The sequence below is a fragment of the Myxacorys sp. genome, from assembly GCF_059501405.1.
This window is the reverse complement of record NZ_JCACCM010000087.1, coordinates 178,268-194,608: the sequence shown is the minus strand read 5'-3', so window position 1 is coordinate 194,608 and position 16,341 is coordinate 178,268. Positions and strand designations below refer to the sequence as shown.

Annotated in this window: 14 protein-coding genes; 8 read left to right on the top strand and 6 right to left on the bottom strand. The window is 47.8% G+C overall.

What is annotated here, in order from left to right; all coding sequences use genetic code 11:
* Positions 1-55 precede the first annotated feature (55 nt).
* The 4 genes from AC5I6P_RS10160 (at position 56) to AC5I6P_RS10145 (ending at position 6,588) form a co-directional block, all read left to right on the top strand.
* Complete coding sequence (locus AC5I6P_RS10160; protein WP_495693633.1) at positions 56-3,274, top strand: PAS domain S-box protein; 3,219 nt, start codon at positions 56-58, stop codon at positions 3,272-3,274.
* Positions 3,262-4,212: a diguanylate cyclase domain-containing protein gene (locus AC5I6P_RS10155; RefSeq protein ID WP_495693632.1), complete on the top strand. Its 951-nt coding sequence runs from the start codon at positions 3,262-3,264 to the stop codon at positions 4,210-4,212. Before AC5I6P_RS10160 ends, AC5I6P_RS10155 begins: the two co-directional genes overlap by 13 nt.
* A 652-nt stretch (positions 4,213-4,864) precedes the next feature.
* Positions 4,865-5,395 (top strand): outer membrane beta-barrel protein, encoded by a 531-nt coding sequence (locus AC5I6P_RS10150; protein WP_495693631.1) that lies wholly within the window; start codon positions 4,865-4,867, stop codon positions 5,393-5,395.
* A 281-nt stretch (positions 5,396-5,676) separates the two neighbouring features.
* On the top strand, positions 5,677-6,588 hold the full coding sequence (locus AC5I6P_RS10145) for a histidine kinase (protein ID WP_495693630.1): 912 nt from the start codon (positions 5,677-5,679) through the stop codon (positions 6,586-6,588).
* A 50-nt stretch (positions 6,589-6,638) separates the two neighbouring features.
* Here AC5I6P_RS10145 and AC5I6P_RS10140 read toward each other — a convergent pair whose 3' ends face one another.
* The 6 genes from AC5I6P_RS10140 to AC5I6P_RS10115 form a co-directional block, all read right to left on the bottom strand.
* Entirely contained in the window at positions 6,639-8,480 is a 1,842-nt protein-coding gene (locus AC5I6P_RS10140; protein ID WP_495693629.1) for a M61 family metallopeptidase, read from the bottom strand.
* Between the two features lie 74 nt (positions 8,481-8,554).
* Positions 8,555-9,244: a Crp/Fnr family transcriptional regulator gene (locus tag AC5I6P_RS10135; protein WP_495693628.1), complete on the bottom strand. Its 690-nt coding sequence runs from the start codon at positions 9,242-9,244 to the stop codon at positions 8,555-8,557.
* A gap of 182 nt (positions 9,245-9,426) precedes the next feature.
* On the bottom strand, positions 9,427-10,293 hold the full coding sequence (locus tag AC5I6P_RS10130) for a 3'(2'),5'-bisphosphate nucleotidase CysQ family protein (RefSeq protein ID WP_495693627.1): 867 nt from the start codon (positions 10,291-10,293) through the stop codon (positions 9,427-9,429).
* Between the two features lie 85 nt (positions 10,294-10,378).
* On the bottom strand, positions 10,379-10,732 hold the full coding sequence (locus AC5I6P_RS10125; protein WP_495693626.1) for a DUF1257 domain-containing protein: 354 nt from the start codon (positions 10,730-10,732) through the stop codon (positions 10,379-10,381).
* 154 nt (positions 10,733-10,886) lie between these two features.
* Positions 10,887-12,395, bottom strand: coding sequence for a stress-responsive protein Ycf46 (gene ycf46, locus AC5I6P_RS10120; RefSeq protein ID WP_495693625.1), 1,509 nt, complete (start codon positions 12,393-12,395; stop codon positions 10,887-10,889).
* 102 nt (positions 12,396-12,497) lie between these two features.
* Entirely contained in the window at positions 12,498-12,845 is a 348-nt protein-coding gene (locus AC5I6P_RS10115) for a slr0373 family blue light stress response protein (RefSeq protein WP_495693624.1), read from the bottom strand.
* Positions 12,846-13,002: 157 nt separating this feature from the next.
* On the opposite strand from AC5I6P_RS10115, the gene AC5I6P_RS10110 reads away from it, so the two are divergent.
* From AC5I6P_RS10110 to AC5I6P_RS10095, 4 genes are all read left to right on the top strand, one after another.
* Positions 13,003-13,575 carry a hypothetical protein gene (locus AC5I6P_RS10110; RefSeq protein WP_495693623.1) on the top strand — a complete coding sequence of 191 codons (573 nt, stop codon included), beginning with the start codon at positions 13,003-13,005 and terminating at the stop codon, positions 13,573-13,575.
* 142 nt (positions 13,576-13,717) lie between these two features.
* Entirely contained in the window at positions 13,718-14,488 is a 771-nt protein-coding gene (hisF, locus tag AC5I6P_RS10105) for an imidazole glycerol phosphate synthase subunit HisF (RefSeq protein ID WP_495693622.1), read from the top strand.
* Positions 14,489-14,619: 131 nt separating this feature from the next.
* Entirely contained in the window at positions 14,620-14,955 is a 336-nt protein-coding gene (locus tag AC5I6P_RS10100) for a hypothetical protein (protein WP_495693621.1), read from the top strand.
* Positions 14,956-15,041: 86 nt separating this feature from the next.
* A complete protein-coding gene (locus AC5I6P_RS10095; RefSeq protein WP_495693620.1) occupies positions 15,042-16,340 on the top strand; it encodes a RuBisCO small subunit-like domain-containing protein in 1,299 nt (432 codons plus the stop codon).
* Position 16,341 lies beyond the last annotated feature (1 nt).

The following is a 16,341-nucleotide window of genomic DNA, read 5'->3' as shown; positions in this document are numbered from 1 at the left end:
ACTCCCAGAGGGAACTGCAAGGCAACCGCAGGTTTGGTCAACGATAGGATAGCGAATGTCAGTGAGCGTAGAGTGGATTCCTTTAGGTACGAATGCAGTTGCGATCGCAGGCAGTATTGCTTTAACCGTCTTTCTGCATCGCCTTAAGCAGAAATCAGCCGTGGGCAAGCTGTTAATCGAGGTCCCTGAATCTCTGTCAGATCAACAGATGCAGGAAGCTCTATGGCGACAGTCGATCGTCGTGGAAGCGGCGCTTGATGGAATTGCAATTTTAGATGAACATGGGCAGTTTCTCTACCTCAACGACGCTCACTTACGCATGTTTGGCTACCGTCCAGGAGAGTTAGTCGGCAAAAGTTGGCGAGAACTCTACTATCCCGAAGAAATTAGCCGCATTGAGCGTGAAATTATTCCACTGCTAAAGCAAAATGGACAGTGGCGTGGCGCAGCGGTTGCCAAACGCCGAGACAGCAGCACATTCTTTGAGGAAATGTCGCTCACGTTAACTGAAAAAGGATTTATTAACGTCTGTCGCGATGTGACCGAAACAAAGCAAGCCGAAATTCGCCTCCGAATTTTGGAACGGGCCATGCGGGCAAGCAGCAACGGCATTATCATCACTGACTCCACTCGTGCTGACAACCCGATAGTGTATGTCAATCCTGGATTTGAGCGGATGACAGGCTATTCGGCAGATGAGGTGTTGGGTAAAAATAGCCGCCTTCTGCAAGGAGGAGAGACCGAGCAACCTGCATTAGAGCAGTTGCGCCGAGCTTTTCAAGACGGAGAAGACTGCACGGTCACGCTGCGGAACTATCGCAAAGACGGCTCTCTCTTTTGGAATGAGCTGTCCATTTCTCCGGTGCTCGATGCAGAAGGACGGATCACGCATTACGTTGGTATTCAAACCGATATTAGCGATCGCAAGCACACAGAAGAAGCGCTGAAACGACAATATCAACGGGCGCTGCTGCTCAAACAACTCACTCAAGAGATCCGGCAAAGTTTAGATACGCAACAAATTTTTCAGACAGCAGCGACTCAAGTTGGGCGTGCCTTTAACGTCAATCGCTGCCTGATTCATGCCTACGTATCGATTGCAGATCCGATTCTGTCAGAATTTGAGTCTTTGCAGAACGAAGCTGAGTTTCCTCAAATTCCGATCGTCGCGGAGTATTTAGAGCCGGGTTGGAGCGCCTTAACCGGATTGAAAATTCCGATCAGCGGCAATCGGCATATGGAAACCGTGCTCAGAACAGATAGCGCGATCGCATCTCCCAATGTCTACACTGACCCCCTCCTGCGATCTCATCACTCGATCTGCCAGCAGGTTTCGCTCCGATCAATGCTGGTGGTGCGAACGTCGTACCAAGGAGAACCAAACGGGGTCATTTGTCTGCATCAGTGCGATCGCGATCGCCACTGGAGCCAAGATGAAATTGAACTGCTAGAAGCTGTTGCCGATCAAGTCGGAATTGCTCTCGCTCAAGCTCGGCTCCTAAAGCAAGAAACCTTGCAACGCGAAACGCTCACCAACCAAAATGTTGCTCTAGAACAGGCAAAACATGCTGCAGAAGCCGCAAATCGAGCGAAAAGCGAATTTCTAGCCACCATGAGCCATGAAATCCGCACTCCCATGAACGCTGTAATTGGTTTAACAGAATCGCTGCTTGCGATGGCTTCTACTCCTCAACAGAGGGACTTTCTAGAAACTATTCGCAGTAGCGGAGATACTCTACTGACCCTCATCAATGACATTCTAGACTTCTCAAAAATTGAATCAGGCAAGCTAGACGTTGAGCAACAGCCGTTTGATGTGCAAACCTGCCTCCATGAGTCTATTGAGTTGATAACGGTCAACGCAGCAGAAAAAGGCATCCATATTTCCTATAACATCTCTCCGCACATCCCAGCTGCGATCGTGGGCGATGGAACTCGGCTGAGGCAGATTCTAGTGAATTTACTCAGTAATGCGGTCAAGTTTACGGAGCAGGGGCAGATCGAGTTGACGGTTAGCATCAAGACTGAAAACGAGATACCTATACCTTGTCCGCCGTTCTCTGAATACTGTTCTAACCTCACCTCTAAGCTCAACCCTACGTCGGGCTTCCATCTGCTATTTGCCGTACACGACACAGGCATTGGCATTCCCCTGTGCCGCATGGAGCGCTTGTTCAAATCATTTAGCCAAGGAGATTCCTCGACCAGCCGGCAGTATGGAGGAACAGGACTTGGACTCGCGATCAGCAAACGCTTGAGCGAGATCATGGGCGGACAAATGTGGGTCGAAAGTGAAGGTAGACTGGGCGGCGACCCACCTCAGGGCTTCAAACCAGTCAGATCAACTCACGCTAAGGGTTCAACGTTCTACTTCACAATCTGTGCTGTCGCTGCGGAATCGGGTCTTACCCGAATTGCTGATCAAAACTTCACTCCAACAAAGACCAAATCGCCGATTGATTCGTCTAACGTCAAGACCAGTCTCACCAATCAATCTGCTTCAGCAAACGGATCTATTGAGCCGCGATCGCTACGTGTTTTATTGGCAGAAGATAATGTTGTCAATCAGAAAGTCGCGCTGCACCTCCTGCAACGATTAGGGTATCGTGCGGATGTTGCCTGTAACGGGTTTGAAGTATTAGATGCGCTGCGGCGTCAGCCTTATGACGCTGTCCTTATGGATGTTCAGATGCCAGAGATGGATGGGCTGGAGGCAACTCAGACCATTTGTGCAGAATGGGCGATTGAGCAACGTCCACGAATAATTGCAATGACTGCCAACGCTATGCGAGGCGATCGCCAACTCTGCCTTGAGGCCGGGATGGACGATTATCTCAGCAAGCCAATCCGTCTGGAGGCACTGATGCGTGCGTTAAGTAAATGTCAGCCCCGCTTTCCGAGCCTCACGCCTGCTGAAGCCACCCTCAATGGGCGGACTTTAGCAGGGAGATCTGTTTTGGCAGCCGATCAGGGCACAGAAGCGTTGCTCGACACTATTTCTAACTATCTCCACGATGCGCCCCAGCTCGTGCAAACAATTCAATGCGCGATCGCTCAAAGAGATGCCCTTTTGTTGCAACAAGCGGCTCATACTCTCAAGTCCACCAGCGCTGCTGTCGGAGCAACGGGGTTGGCAGACTTGTGCCAAGAGTTAGAAACCTGCGCCCGCATGGGAAACCTAGATCCAGTAGTCCCCCGCATCTGCCAACTGGAGGCTGAATACGATCGCGTTCAAGCCTCGCTACACACGGAACTTCAGCAATGCCAGAGATAATTCCCTCAAATCACAATCCTCCTCTGATTCTGGTCGCTGATGATGACAAGATTACCCGGATTGGGTTGCGGCAAGCAATGGAGCAAGAAGGCTACCAAGTGGTCGAAGCGAATGATGGTGAGGCTTGTCTAGCAATCTACGCCCGAATGCGTCCAGATATCGTATTGCTCGATGCCATCATGCCTGGAAAAGATGGATTTACCTGCTGTGTGCAGATTCAGCGGATGAACGGTGGAGGACGGACCCCGGTTCTGATGATCACCGGCTTAGAAGATCAAGAGTCTGTCGATCAAGCGTTTGCAGCCGGGGCTGTAGATTACATCACAAAACCAATTCATTGGGCAGTGCTACGCCAACGGGTTCGGCGCTTGATTCAGCAAGTCAGGCTCTATCAGCAGCTAGAGCAGGCGAATCATGAATTGCAACGCCTCGCGTCGTTTGATGGCTTAACACAAGTAGCAAATCGGCGGCGGTTTGATGAGTATTTGCAGCAAGAATGGAAACGGATGCTGCGCGATCAGACCTCGCTCTCGCTGATTATGTGTGACATCGACTGCTTCAAGCGGTTTAATGACACCTACGGGCACCAAGCAGGCGATAACTGTTTACGACAGGTAGCCAATGTGATTCAGAATGCGGCGAAGCGATCGCTCGATTTACCTGCTCGTTATGGGGGAGAAGAATTTGCGGTAATTCTGCCCAGCACTGACCAAGAAGGGGCAATTCAAGTTGCACAAGCCATTCAGATCGGTGTAAGAGAGCTTGCCATCGCTCACTCTAGCTCGACAGCCAATGCGATCGTCACAGTGAGCTTAGGCATTGCTACTACCATTCCCAGTCCAATCACATCGCCAGGACTATTGATTACCGCTGCAGACAAGGCGTTGTATCAGGCGAAGCATGAAGGGCGCGATCGTTACTCCGCCTGCGTCAGTTAGTCAGGAACAAATCTTTGTCATTTGGCATCATTAGAGCTACTCAGCATGATATGGCCGACAAGTCCATATGAGAGATCAGCTAGCTAATCAGGCGTGCAGGCAGCCAGTTCATCCTTCTGTAGAAATAATACGTTCTTCTGAACAAGCTTAGGCGGAAAAGGCGAATAAATTGTTTTAATAGGTTTCGGAATTAGCAGCAATTAACGTGTATTCCTAACAATAGGCCTCTATCCATAGACCAATGTCAGCTTAAAAATCACTCAAATTTATTATCAAAAATAAAATCTAGAAGTACTGTTTTAGCGAACTAAGCTAACAGCAACTCCTAGATTTTATTTGTTTTATTTAAGACAGCAAATATCTGGCACAAATAAACTGTGACACTTATGGAAGAGACCATTATCGAAAGAAACTCAACTGCAAATTAGATATACCTAAGTTATGAGAAGTCACAAATGTTTTTCGGTGATAACTCTAGAACTCTCCAGTTAGTTCAACGGCTTCTAATATCAAGTAGAGACTCTTTCGGTTCATCCAAAAATCCCTTGATTAACTAGAACATTTGTTGAGAAACTCTGGAACTTTTCCAACCCATCTTACGACTAATAAGTAAGAGAACAACAATCAATCTTAATCTCCTAGGGACACAACAATGAAACTCTCTCTTAAGTCTTTCGCAACTCTTTCTGCTGTTTCTGCACTCGTTGTCGCTCCTCTTGTTATGGGTGCAGGTTCTGCTTCTGCGCAACCCGTTCGCTTCGACGGCAGCTACGTGGGTGCTGGTGTTTCGGCTGGTGTGACCAATGGCGGCAGAGACAATGATGCTGCAAATATCGGTGGTACCATCCAAGGCCGTTTTGCTGTTCCTACCGCTCCCGTTTCTGTTCGTGGTGCAGTAAGTTTCAACGGCAATAATAGTGCAGTGATTCCTACTCTGTCTTATGATCTTCCTGTTAACAAAAACACGAACGTCTATGCAGGAGCAGGTTACTCATTTGTGCAGAAAGATGGTCAAGCATCTCCGCTTGGAAACAAGGATGCAGCCGTACTGCAACTAGGTGTAGAATCTGAAGTCACTAAAGGCGTAGTGCTTTTTGGCGATGCGAAGTACGGCATTAATGCCTACCAAGGTAGCAAAGCAGGTGCAGTTGGTTTGCAGGCAGGTGCTGGTATTCGCTTCTAATGCAATATCCGCTTCTAATTAGCAATTCATACTGATCTCTACGTTGGTGATTTGAGTTAAACAGCGATTAAGTTGAAAATGGTTCCTGACTTAACTAAAGTCAGGAACCATCTTTTTTTGAGCTTCCTATCTTAAGAAAGAGGTTATTCAGAAATAATTTTTGTAAGCATAGAGATGGTAACGAATTGAAATTTCTATTTCAATCTTGAGAAGCCGTATCAATTGCTCTTTTGATGACAATCCCTAATTAAGTTAAAAAGAATCTAAGGTAGAGGTCAATTATGGCTAATTCGGTCAAAGAAAAAATTTCATCCGATTTGAAGCAGGTTAAAGAAGTCGGACAGCTTCGCCGCGATCGCATTCGTGACATCATTCAAGGGGCAATCTCTCAGGTGATGTCGGAAGTGAAGGGCGGATCGGGCGAGGTGCGATCGATTGTCAAAGATGCGTTCTCATCGGCAATTGAGAGTATTCAAGAAAATAGTTCACATGTCAAAGAAGAAGTATCTGCCTCGGTTGAAGGGGTGATCGAGGGCATTAGCCATGCCCGTCACAAGCGGATTTCAGAGACAGAATCGGAAGTCAACCGCTTGCAAGCTCAGCTTGATCAGCAAGAAGGAGAACTGGAGAAGGACGTAGAAGAAGGACTGGCAGGGCTGAAAGAGGCGGGTAAGGATTTGTCGGCAGAGATGCGGGAACAGATTGACCACGCGATCGAGTCTATCCGCAACAGCGAAGAAGCATCTCTGCTGAAACAGCGATACGCGCAGTTGCAAGCACAGATGTCAATCCTTCGTGCTAATCTGGCGGCTCGCAGCGAAGTTTACTACGATCGTGCTCAAGGACATCTAGAAGACGCGAAACGCTGGTATGACCAAGCTCGTCCGCAGGCAGAAGTTGCAAAAGCCAAAGCCGATCAAAAAGCAGAAGAGTTTGATGCCAGATTAGGCGAGGCCGGAACGGCATTGGCACGGCGGGAGCGGAAAGTTCGTCAATTGCTGCGGGACTTGCTCAAGCAGGCAAGTGAAATGCTGAAAGACGATCATTCAGAAACGAAGGACGACCGTCCCCTCGCAGAACTTCCTAGCTCTAATCAAAAATTCTCTAGCCCTAGCCAGGATCTGTCTAGCGATCGCAATTTAGGAACATTGCCGCCTAGCGAAGCTGAAATAGAAGACAGCAATATTCGCTAAGGCGTTTGGGACGGTTGAAGCTAACCGTCTCATTAAAGAAGCATTGATTTTTAGTGGACTGTTGCTAAAGAAACGCCAAGCCACCCTTCAAAGTTCTGTTGTTGAAGGGTGGACGGGTGTTCTATAGCTTCAAGATGATATTGAGTGGCGCGAGGCGGAGCAAGAGTGAGCGATCGCGTCTTTAATTCATCGCTGTGGAACACCGTAACTTCAATAGTGTCGCCCGCTTGATAGTCCTTCAGACGCTCATCTAACTGCCCTGACCCGACTCGCAACCCATCGATTGCCACTAATTCATCGCCTGCATCGATCGCGGCTCGCTGTGCGGGTGAATCTGTCTCGACAAACTTCACGATTTCGCGCCCGCCTTCAGTTCTGAGTGTCATACCGATCGCGGGTACTCCTGTCTCTCTGTTGGATACAACACGTAAGCCAAAGCCAACAAGATACTCATCAAACGGCAGTTCTTCTGTACCGTCAATGTAGCGATCGTAGAAATCTGTCAGATCAAATCCTGCAACTGCTTCCAACACAAGTTTCAGTTGTTCTTTGGTAAACCCAACTTCAGCTTTACCAAACTGCTCCCACATCTGGCGCATCACATCGTCAAGCGATCGCTGATTCTGATGCTTAATCCGAATTGCTAAATCAAGCAACAGCGATACCATTTCGCCTTTCAGATAGTAGGAAATTTGAGAATTGGCGCTATTTGCATCAGGACGGTAAAGCTTAATCCAAGCATCAAAGCTCGATTCACTCAGGGGTTGTACGAGCCGTCCTGGAGTGGTCAGATAGCGAGAAATTTCTCGACTCAGAGCCGTTAAATAGGTTTTTGCGTCGTAAATGCCTGCTCGCAGCGGAATGAGCAAATCGTAGAAACTGGTCGTCCCTTCGCTAAACCATAGGGAAGGTGTGTAATTCTCGTGTTCATAATCGAACACTTCTAATCCTTTAGGACGAATTCGCTTCACGTTCCACAGATGGAAGAATTCGTGAGCTACAAGCTGCATAAATCGCTCATACTTGTCTTTTGTCCGAAATCCAAGGCGAGAATAAATTAGCGAACAGCTATCTTTATGTTCTAACCCACCAAAGGCTTGAGAGGCTAAATGAAGGAAAAAAATATAGCGATCGTAGGGCAGCCCACCAAATAGCTCCGCTTCGACTTCTATAATTTTTTGGGTATCACGAATGATGCGATCGACCTCTAAATTTCCTCGTCCCCAAATTGCAAACTCGTGCGGCTTACTCAGTACCTCAAAAGGATGAATCTGGTGCTGTCCAATCTCAAACGGACTATCAACCAACGCATCAAAGTTCTGCGCTTCAAAGGTGTTCACTCCCACACGGGGTAAAGCCGTTGTCACAACCCAATCGGCTGGCGGCAAAATCTGGATGCGAATGGGAACCTGTTGAAACCCTGGTACAAAGAAGAACAGCGCTGCTCCATTGAAGTAGCCATGAGTTTCATCAAGATGGTTTGTCCGAACCGTCAACTCATTTGCAAATACTCGGTAGCAAACTGCAATTTCCGACCTACCCTGCGTCTCAATCTGCCAATGATTTTTGCCCAGCTTTCGCCAATTGAGCGACGTTTCAGCACCATAAAACGCTTCAAAATCCTGCAAATGCCGTGAATATTCCCGTACCAAGTATGACCCTGGCGTCCACACGGGCATCTTTAAATCAAGGGTCTTCGCCTGCCAATTCTGAATCCGCAAAGTCACCTCAAACAGATGCGACTCGGGATGAGACATCGCGACTTGATAAAACAGAGCGAGATCTTGTGAGAGTGGGGTGTCAATCAAGGCGGCTGAGGATGTTCCGATCGGTTGTGACTCGCAAGGCAACTCTTCAATCGATTGGGTCAATTCAAAATCCTCACGGTTCATAAATTTACCCCACAGTAGTAGAGAACAACAATAGAGAGTTCTATCCCCTATCATGCCTCATTTCAATTTCTCTATCACCGCTTAGTCCGCAGTTGATTTAACTGTTTGAGATTCATTAGGGAGATAATCTGTTGCTCTGTATTTACTTTGAGCCACCCTTTGTCACTCAGCTTTTCTAGAATCTTCGTCGCTTCCTCAACGGTGATATCTGTAACATCCGCTAAATCCTTGGCTGGAATATTAAAGATGTCTGCTCCCTCACCAATCTTATCGCCGTAGTTTTCTCCGAGCAAAGATAAGGTGTTGACTAACTTCACAGCAGGCGGTTGATTGCGAAGCTGAAAGCGGATATTAGTTTGCCGCAAGCGTCTCACCATCAATTGCAGCATCCGGTGATGAAGTTGAGGATCTTTAAACAGGGTTTGAATGAATCGTTGAGCGGAAATACTAAGTAAATGTACATCAGAGAGCGCAATCACATCTGTTGAGCGAGGCGATTCATCTAGAATTGCCATTTCTCCAAAGAAATCACCCCGACCTAGAATAGCCAGTGTGGAAACGTCTTCCCCGGTGCCAGAGTGCCGTCGAACTTTTACCCAGCCCGATACAACAAAATAAACTGCATTTCCCCAGGCATCTTCCATCAAAACGGCTCTGCCAGTTGGGTACTCGTGCTCAGTCGCAACGGATAGTAGCCAATCCAGCGTTTCTGGATTGGCCGCTGCCAATAATGGAAATAACTCACTGAAAGCTTCAGTCTGCATGACAGATCTTCAGAGATGGACGTGTATGGTAGAGGGTCACTCGTCAAACATGTCTATGTAGACACTATATCTATATGCCAAAACGCCCACCAATTTACCAAATGGCAAATTGAGTCCGTTCTGATGGTCCAGAGATTGACGGATCAGCCGAACTGCTCAGAAATTGGAGAGAACACAGGCAACTAGGGAGCAGCCGATAACATCGCACTCCTCAAGCGAGGAAGTAGTAACTCTACATAGGATGCCCATCCAATTACGATGGATTGATGATGAGCTAAAGTTTCTAAATTAATCTGATCAGATGCATAGCTGATCGGTTGCCCCTCTAAATCGCAGCAAACCAGTCCAGCGGCCTGCGCGATTGCAATGGAGGCGACTGTGTCCCAAACCTTCACTCGCTTGTTGAAATACACATACAAATCTGCTTCTCCTAGGGCGGCACTCACGACTTTTAATCCGAAGCTACCCGGAGCGCGCACAAATTCAATTTCTGGAATTGCTTGACTAAGCGCACTTCCAAAGTTGGCAAAATCGATTTCTCCAATCATTACTTTAGGACGATCGAACCGAGAGGATGCCACAGGGTTCAGCAACTTAGGATCAGCATCCCCTTGAGTACGCCAAATTCCTGATTCTGGCGTACTGTGATACATCAGGTCATACTCCGGAGCATAAATCCATCCAGCGCTTGGCATTGCTGACCCCGGAGAACCCGCATTCTTCTCTAGAACGCCAACTAAAACTGAATAGTTGCGATCGCCCTGAATAAAATCCTTGGTTCCGTCTAACGGATCAATACACCAAAGGCGCTGATCCTGCTGAAAGTGAGGTCTTGAGGTGGGATTCTCCTCTGAAACAATGTAGTCTTGAGGAAAAAGGGTAGTGAATTGCTCGGTGAGTTTACGATCAAGAGCCTGATCGACGCTCGTGACAAAATCATCAGGACCCTTTTCAGAAACGTCAAACCTTTGGGTTGCAAGATACTTTGCGTGTTGTCCGCAAGCTCGAATAATGCGGCGGATCTCAGTATCTAACAATAAGTCAACCATAGCGAATCCTCACAGCAGTGCCATTTTGACACAAAAAACGGGCTAACTCTAAGTTAACCCGCCAGCTTGGGAACGCGCAGAGAAACTACTTTTGAACAACCAACTTGACGTTAGCGTTTTGCAATCCGGGGCGCTTCACTTCAGCCAAGGTCTTGTTCACAGCATACTTCTGGTTGATCGAGTTGATCAATTCAGTCTGGTTGTGCTTCTTGGCAACACCCCAGAGATCAGCAATCAAGTCGAAGGAACCATCTGCGTTGCGAGACCAGCCCAAATCGTATTCGCCTTCGAGGACAGCAACAATGTCAGCGCGAACACGCTGTCCGTTGTAGCCACGAACATCAGCGTCGGTCTTGGTCGAAATACCCAAATCACGCAGAGAGGACGTGAGGATTTCGGATTCAGTAATCTTGGTGCGTAGAGTGCTAAAGTGAGACATTAGGGTTTCCTCCGTGGAAAGTTGAATACAACGACAACGTTTTGCTTGTTGAGAATCGCAATCAGCGTTCAGTGGAAACCTGAAGCCTAATTGCTTGTTTGGCTGCTGGCGCATGGAACCAGCCTTTCCTCCTGTTGGGAGCAGGAGAAAGCTTTTAGAACTCAAGTCGCTGATACTCAGCAACTGAGGACGCTGCAGGTCGCGCTCGCTGCCTAGCCCAGTCCCGTAGGGCTGTTACCTGCTCGGTCATTGTCTTGGATAGCGGCATCGTGGCTCGACATGCCGCAATAATATCCAGTTGGGTAAACTCGCGGTCTTGAGCAAAAGCGTCATACATTGCAGCGACTAACGCTTGCTCAATTTCTGCCCCCGAGAAGCCGTCACATACATTGGCTAGCTGATCTAAATCAAAGCGAGTAATGTCTCGACGACGCTTCACGAGGTGAATATTGAAAATTTCTTTGCGCTCTTCGGCGGTTGGCAAGTCAACGAAGAAGATTTCATCAAAGCGTCCCTTCCGCAGAAACTCACCCGGAAGCCGCTCGACTCGGTTTGCGGTCGCCATCACGAAAACAGGAGAGGTTTTCTCTTGCATCCAGGTGAGGAAGGAACCGAAGATCCGGCTAGACGTTCCACCATCTGAGTCGGATGACCCAGTACTGCCTGCAAACGCTTTATCCATCTCATCAATAAAGAGGATAGCTGGAGAGATCGACTCGGCAGTTTTCAGAGCGTTCCGTAAGTTCGCTTCGGAGCGACCCACCATCGACCCGTCGTACACCCGACCCATATCGAGTCGAATTAATGGCAGTCCCCACAGACGAGAAGTGGTTTTCGCAATCAAGGATTTACCGCACCCTGGAACCCCTAAAATCAGCATTCCTTTTGGTTGAGGCAACCCATACTCGCGTGCTCGCTCTGTAAAGGCGTTAGAGCGCTGCTTTAGCCAACGCTTTAGCTCTTCCAAACCACCGACCGACTCGATCGTCTCATCCTCCTCCATGAACTCTAGGATGCCGTTGCGACGAATAAGCTGCTTCTTCTCAGAAAGAACAATATCAACCTCTTCTTCGGTCAAGCGCCCCGTAGTGACATACGCCTTGCGATAAACTTTCTCCGCTTCGTCACGAGTTAAACCTAGTGCCGCTTTCAAAAGCTTTTCGCGAGTCTCCGTTGTGATTCGCCGGGCGCGGGTCAGATCGAGTTGGCTTGTCAGGACTTGATCGAGTTCTGACATATTAGGCATCGCAAAATCGATGACCACTACCTCTTTCTCAAGCTCAATAGGAACTTCTTGAACCGGAGACATCAACAGGATCGACTTCTGAGTGCCTTTGAAGCTTGCGATCGCGTCACGCAACCATCGCTTCACCGCAGGAGAGTCAATGAAAGGGTGCAAATCTTTGAAAACAAAGAGTCCAGGCTCTCTTTGTCTCATCACCCATTCAATCGCAGCTTCAGGAGAAACCGTATTGTGCTGAGTGACATTGCGAGGCTGCCCGTACTCAACGATGCCGTGAGTGACAGTCCACAAAAAGACTCGACGGTGGGGCTTGGCTTGTGCGATCGCGGCGATCGTTTGCTCTGCCCGCTCCTCTTCGGAGGTCACTAGATAAATTAGAGGATATTGAGCCTGTACGAGAATATTTAGCTCTTCTTGCATAGCCACTGACCTACCTGAAACGGCGCAGAAAAATAACCAGCTTCCCAATCCAACATTGTAGAAGACTTTAGCTAATCACTTAATCAATCCAAGTTAGCAACCTTAACAGGGAACTAGCGTCTCCTGATTGGAGGATTCGCTTGCCGCACCAACCTGAACTTTCGCAACAGGAAAACTTTCCTCTACTAAGACTTCAGATGGCTGACCAAGCGGTGCCAACTCACCATCCCGCAAGACAACAGGGGTCGTGCATCCGGGACAGTTGTAAACTCGATGCGCTTGTCCATGAGCCTCTTCCACTTGCTCCACTACATCGGGATGAGTTAGATAGAAGATGAGCGCCTTCTCCGCAAGGGTTGACATCGCTTCGGAGGCAACTGCCGCTCCAATTTTTAGTTGGCGGTGCAGTTCTGGTGGAAGATACAACGTAACTTTCTGCTTGTCTTGCATATCTCTTTCAGTCGTTTTACCCGGGTATGTAAGAACAATATCTAGGGAATCTCGGACTGTCAAGCCAGAAAACCAGCATGACGGCAATATTGTTACAATTCTTTACAACATGAATCGATTTAATTGGAATTGGAGCCTGAAACACGACGTTAGACAGATGTCAAGAAGAACAGCGTGGGGAGCATGTTTAGCGATCGCGCTGTTTAGCTGCGGCTCCTCGGATGGTTTACCAGACCGATGGGAAACGTATCGAAATCCTCGTTATGGATTTGAGTTCCCTTACCCTGCAGGATGGCAAGCGGCTGATTTGCCAGAGAATCGAGATGGTGCTGCCTTTAGAAACCCTCAAAATCAACAAGTTGAGATTCGTGGATGGGCAAGCTTTCTTCGAGTCCCGAAAAATTCTGGAACAGCAGCGCCTAAATTGGCCTCATCACCGACTCCATCGGTTCGTCTAGCGAAACCCTTTTCTTCTAAAGCTCCTCCGACTCAGGTTCCTTCTCAACGTTCGAGCAGTCTACCTCCTGCAAATTTCACAACTGAACAAGGCATTCAAGGGAGGCTCCAAGCTAATATTGAAGCCCAAACAAGTTCTCTTACGCTTGTTCTAACTCACGAAAATGTCCAATACTATTTGCGGGGAAGCGCTCCAAGCCAGCAGTTTGATGCGTACTATCAGTTCTTCAATTACGTAGCGCGTCGCTATCGAATTCCAATAAGCCGAAATTAAGCTCAACCGTCTTAAAAATTTCAAAAATAAAAAATTTCAAAAATAGAGCATCTAATAGAGCATAGAAATATTTCCTTGCTAGACTCCATTCAATGTTAGAGGTAGGATTCTGACTCATACTTTTCTCAAGGGTTAGACTGCAATGCTGGCAAAAAGAATCTTGCCTTGCCTGGATGTGAAAGCAGGACGGGTTGTGAAGGGCATAAATTTTGTTGATTTACGCGATGCTGGCGACCCAGTTGAGCTTGCTCAGGTTTATAACGAGGCGGGGGCAGATGAATTAGTTTTCTTAGATATCACCGCAACTCATGAAGACCGCGACGTGATTTACGATGTGGTTTATAAAACGGCAGAACAAGTCTTTATTCCACTAACTGTCGGGGGTGGAGTTTACAGCTTAGACGTGATTAAAAAATTGCTGCGGGCTGGAGCCGATAAGGTGAGCATTAATTCGGCGGCAGTGCGTGACCCCGATTTTATCAATCAAGCAAGTCGGCGGTTTGGTAATCAGTGTATTGTGGTCGCGATTGATGCGAGACGACGCCCAGATCCGACTAATCCGGGTTGGGATGTCTATGTACGAGGTGGACGAGAGAATACGGGAATTGATGCGATCGCGTGGGCGAAAACCGTAGAACAACGGGGAGCTGGAGAACTACTCGTGACGAGTATGGATGCAGACGGAACGAAAGCAGGATATGACCTTAGTTTGACGCGTGCGATCGCTCAAGAAGTGCAAATTCCTGTCATTGCGTCGGGAGGCGCAGGAACCTGTGAACATATTTACGATGCTTTAACGGACGGGAAAGCTGAAGCGGCCCTGTTGGCATCACTGCTTCATTACGGTGAACTAACGGTTTCTCAGATTAAGACATTCTTAACGGAGCGTAACGTTTTGATTCGCGATATTTAGCTGAAAACTCTACTTCTAGAGTCGTTTAATCACTTCATGCAGTTTTCGGCAAGTACTATGATAGGGACTTGTGCTGTTTACATAGCTAGACAGAGACAATTTGTCTAATTATCTGTTAAGATATGTAAATTATGATGATACCCATTCTAATTATTGCGATCGGTCTTGTTGCTTGGTCACTGCATCTGATGCAAGAAGCAGTTGAGCAGCGACAATTCTCTCTGATGCTAGCTGGCACACTAGTTGCAACAGCGGCAGCGGCAATGGTTAGTGTTTATTTTCTGATGGGAAATTGTATGGGATATCTCACTCGGATTCCCCATGACATCGCATATAACCAGGAAACCTACGAATCGGTTGTACAGTACTTGCGAGAGCAGGAATTAGCAGACGCTAAGATTTATCTAAGTGACTCTTCAACTCCGTCAATGCCTTCTATTAAAAAGCTTGATCAGTCTGTCCACTAAGATTGGTTATTATCAGATTTAGCCTTTGTTGAAGCAGGGTAAGGACGGCTTACCCTGCTTTGCTTTGTTCTTCTTAAATGGTTCCTATGAGTTATTACATCGCTCCTCGCTTTTTAGATAAATTGTCGATTCATATCACAAAGAATTATTTGAATTTGCCTAATGTAAAAGTGCCGCTCCTTTTGGGAATCCACGGGCGCAAAGGTGAGGGAAAGTCTTTTCAATGCGACCTGGTGTTTGAGCAGATGGGCATAGAAGCGGTTTACATGTCGGCAGGGGAGTTAGAAAGTCCTGATGCTGGCGATCCGGCGCGTTTAGTGCGACTGCGATATATAGAAGCGGGTGAACTGGTGAAGGTGCGCGGCAAGATGGCGGTTCTAATCATCAACGATATTGACGCTGGCATGGGACGAGTGGATCAATTCACGCAATATACCGTGAACACTCAACTGATTCATGGCACGTTAATGAACATTGCCGACAATCCAACCAACGTCCAGCTTCCTGGAAGTTACAACACCGATCCAACGCAGCGCATTCCAATCATCGTGACGGGAAATGACTTAGCGACGTTGTACGCTCCACTCGTTCGAGATGGGCGAATGGACAAGTTTTATTGGGAACCCGATCGCGCCGATCGCATTGGAATTGTGAGTGGCATTTTTGAGGTTGATCAGGTCGCTCACAGAGACATTGAGAAGCTGGTCGATACATTTCCTGAGCAAGCGATCGACTTCTATGGTGCACTGCGATCGCGGCTCTACGATGAGCAAATTCAACAGCTAATTCAGGAAGTTGGCGTGAATCGAATTTCTCAGCGCGTGGTCAACAGCAAGCAAGCGCCGCCAGAATTCCGTAAACCCGATTTTAGTTTGCCTCACTTGATCGAAGTCGGTCAGGCATTGGTACGCGAACAGAAGCGTCTGCAAGAATTGCGCCTGGTTGAGGAATACAATCAAACGATCGGTAATCGCGGATTAGGTGAGATTAACATGGTGGCGCATCGTTCTGAACCGACCCAACCTCCAACGAATTCATCACCAAAACCAGCGGCTCCTCCGACCAATCGTACTCCGACTGCGAGTTATAACGGACAGTCTTCTGGTACTCGTCTAAGCCCAGAGCTTGTCAGCCAGGTGAATCAAATTTTAGGACAAGGGCTACGACTAGGCATTGAGTATGTTGATGAACGCCGATTTCGGATGAATTCGTGGAACTGTTACGGCATGTTTCAAGATGATGGAGCGGGCGCATTATCGGCTCTCGAAGCGTGTCTTGGCGAACACGAAGCCAATTACGTGCGTTTGGTCGGCATCAACTTTAGCGATCGGCGTAGAGTGGTAGAAACGATTGTTCATCGTCCGATGGGTAAAGCAGCCCACTAGG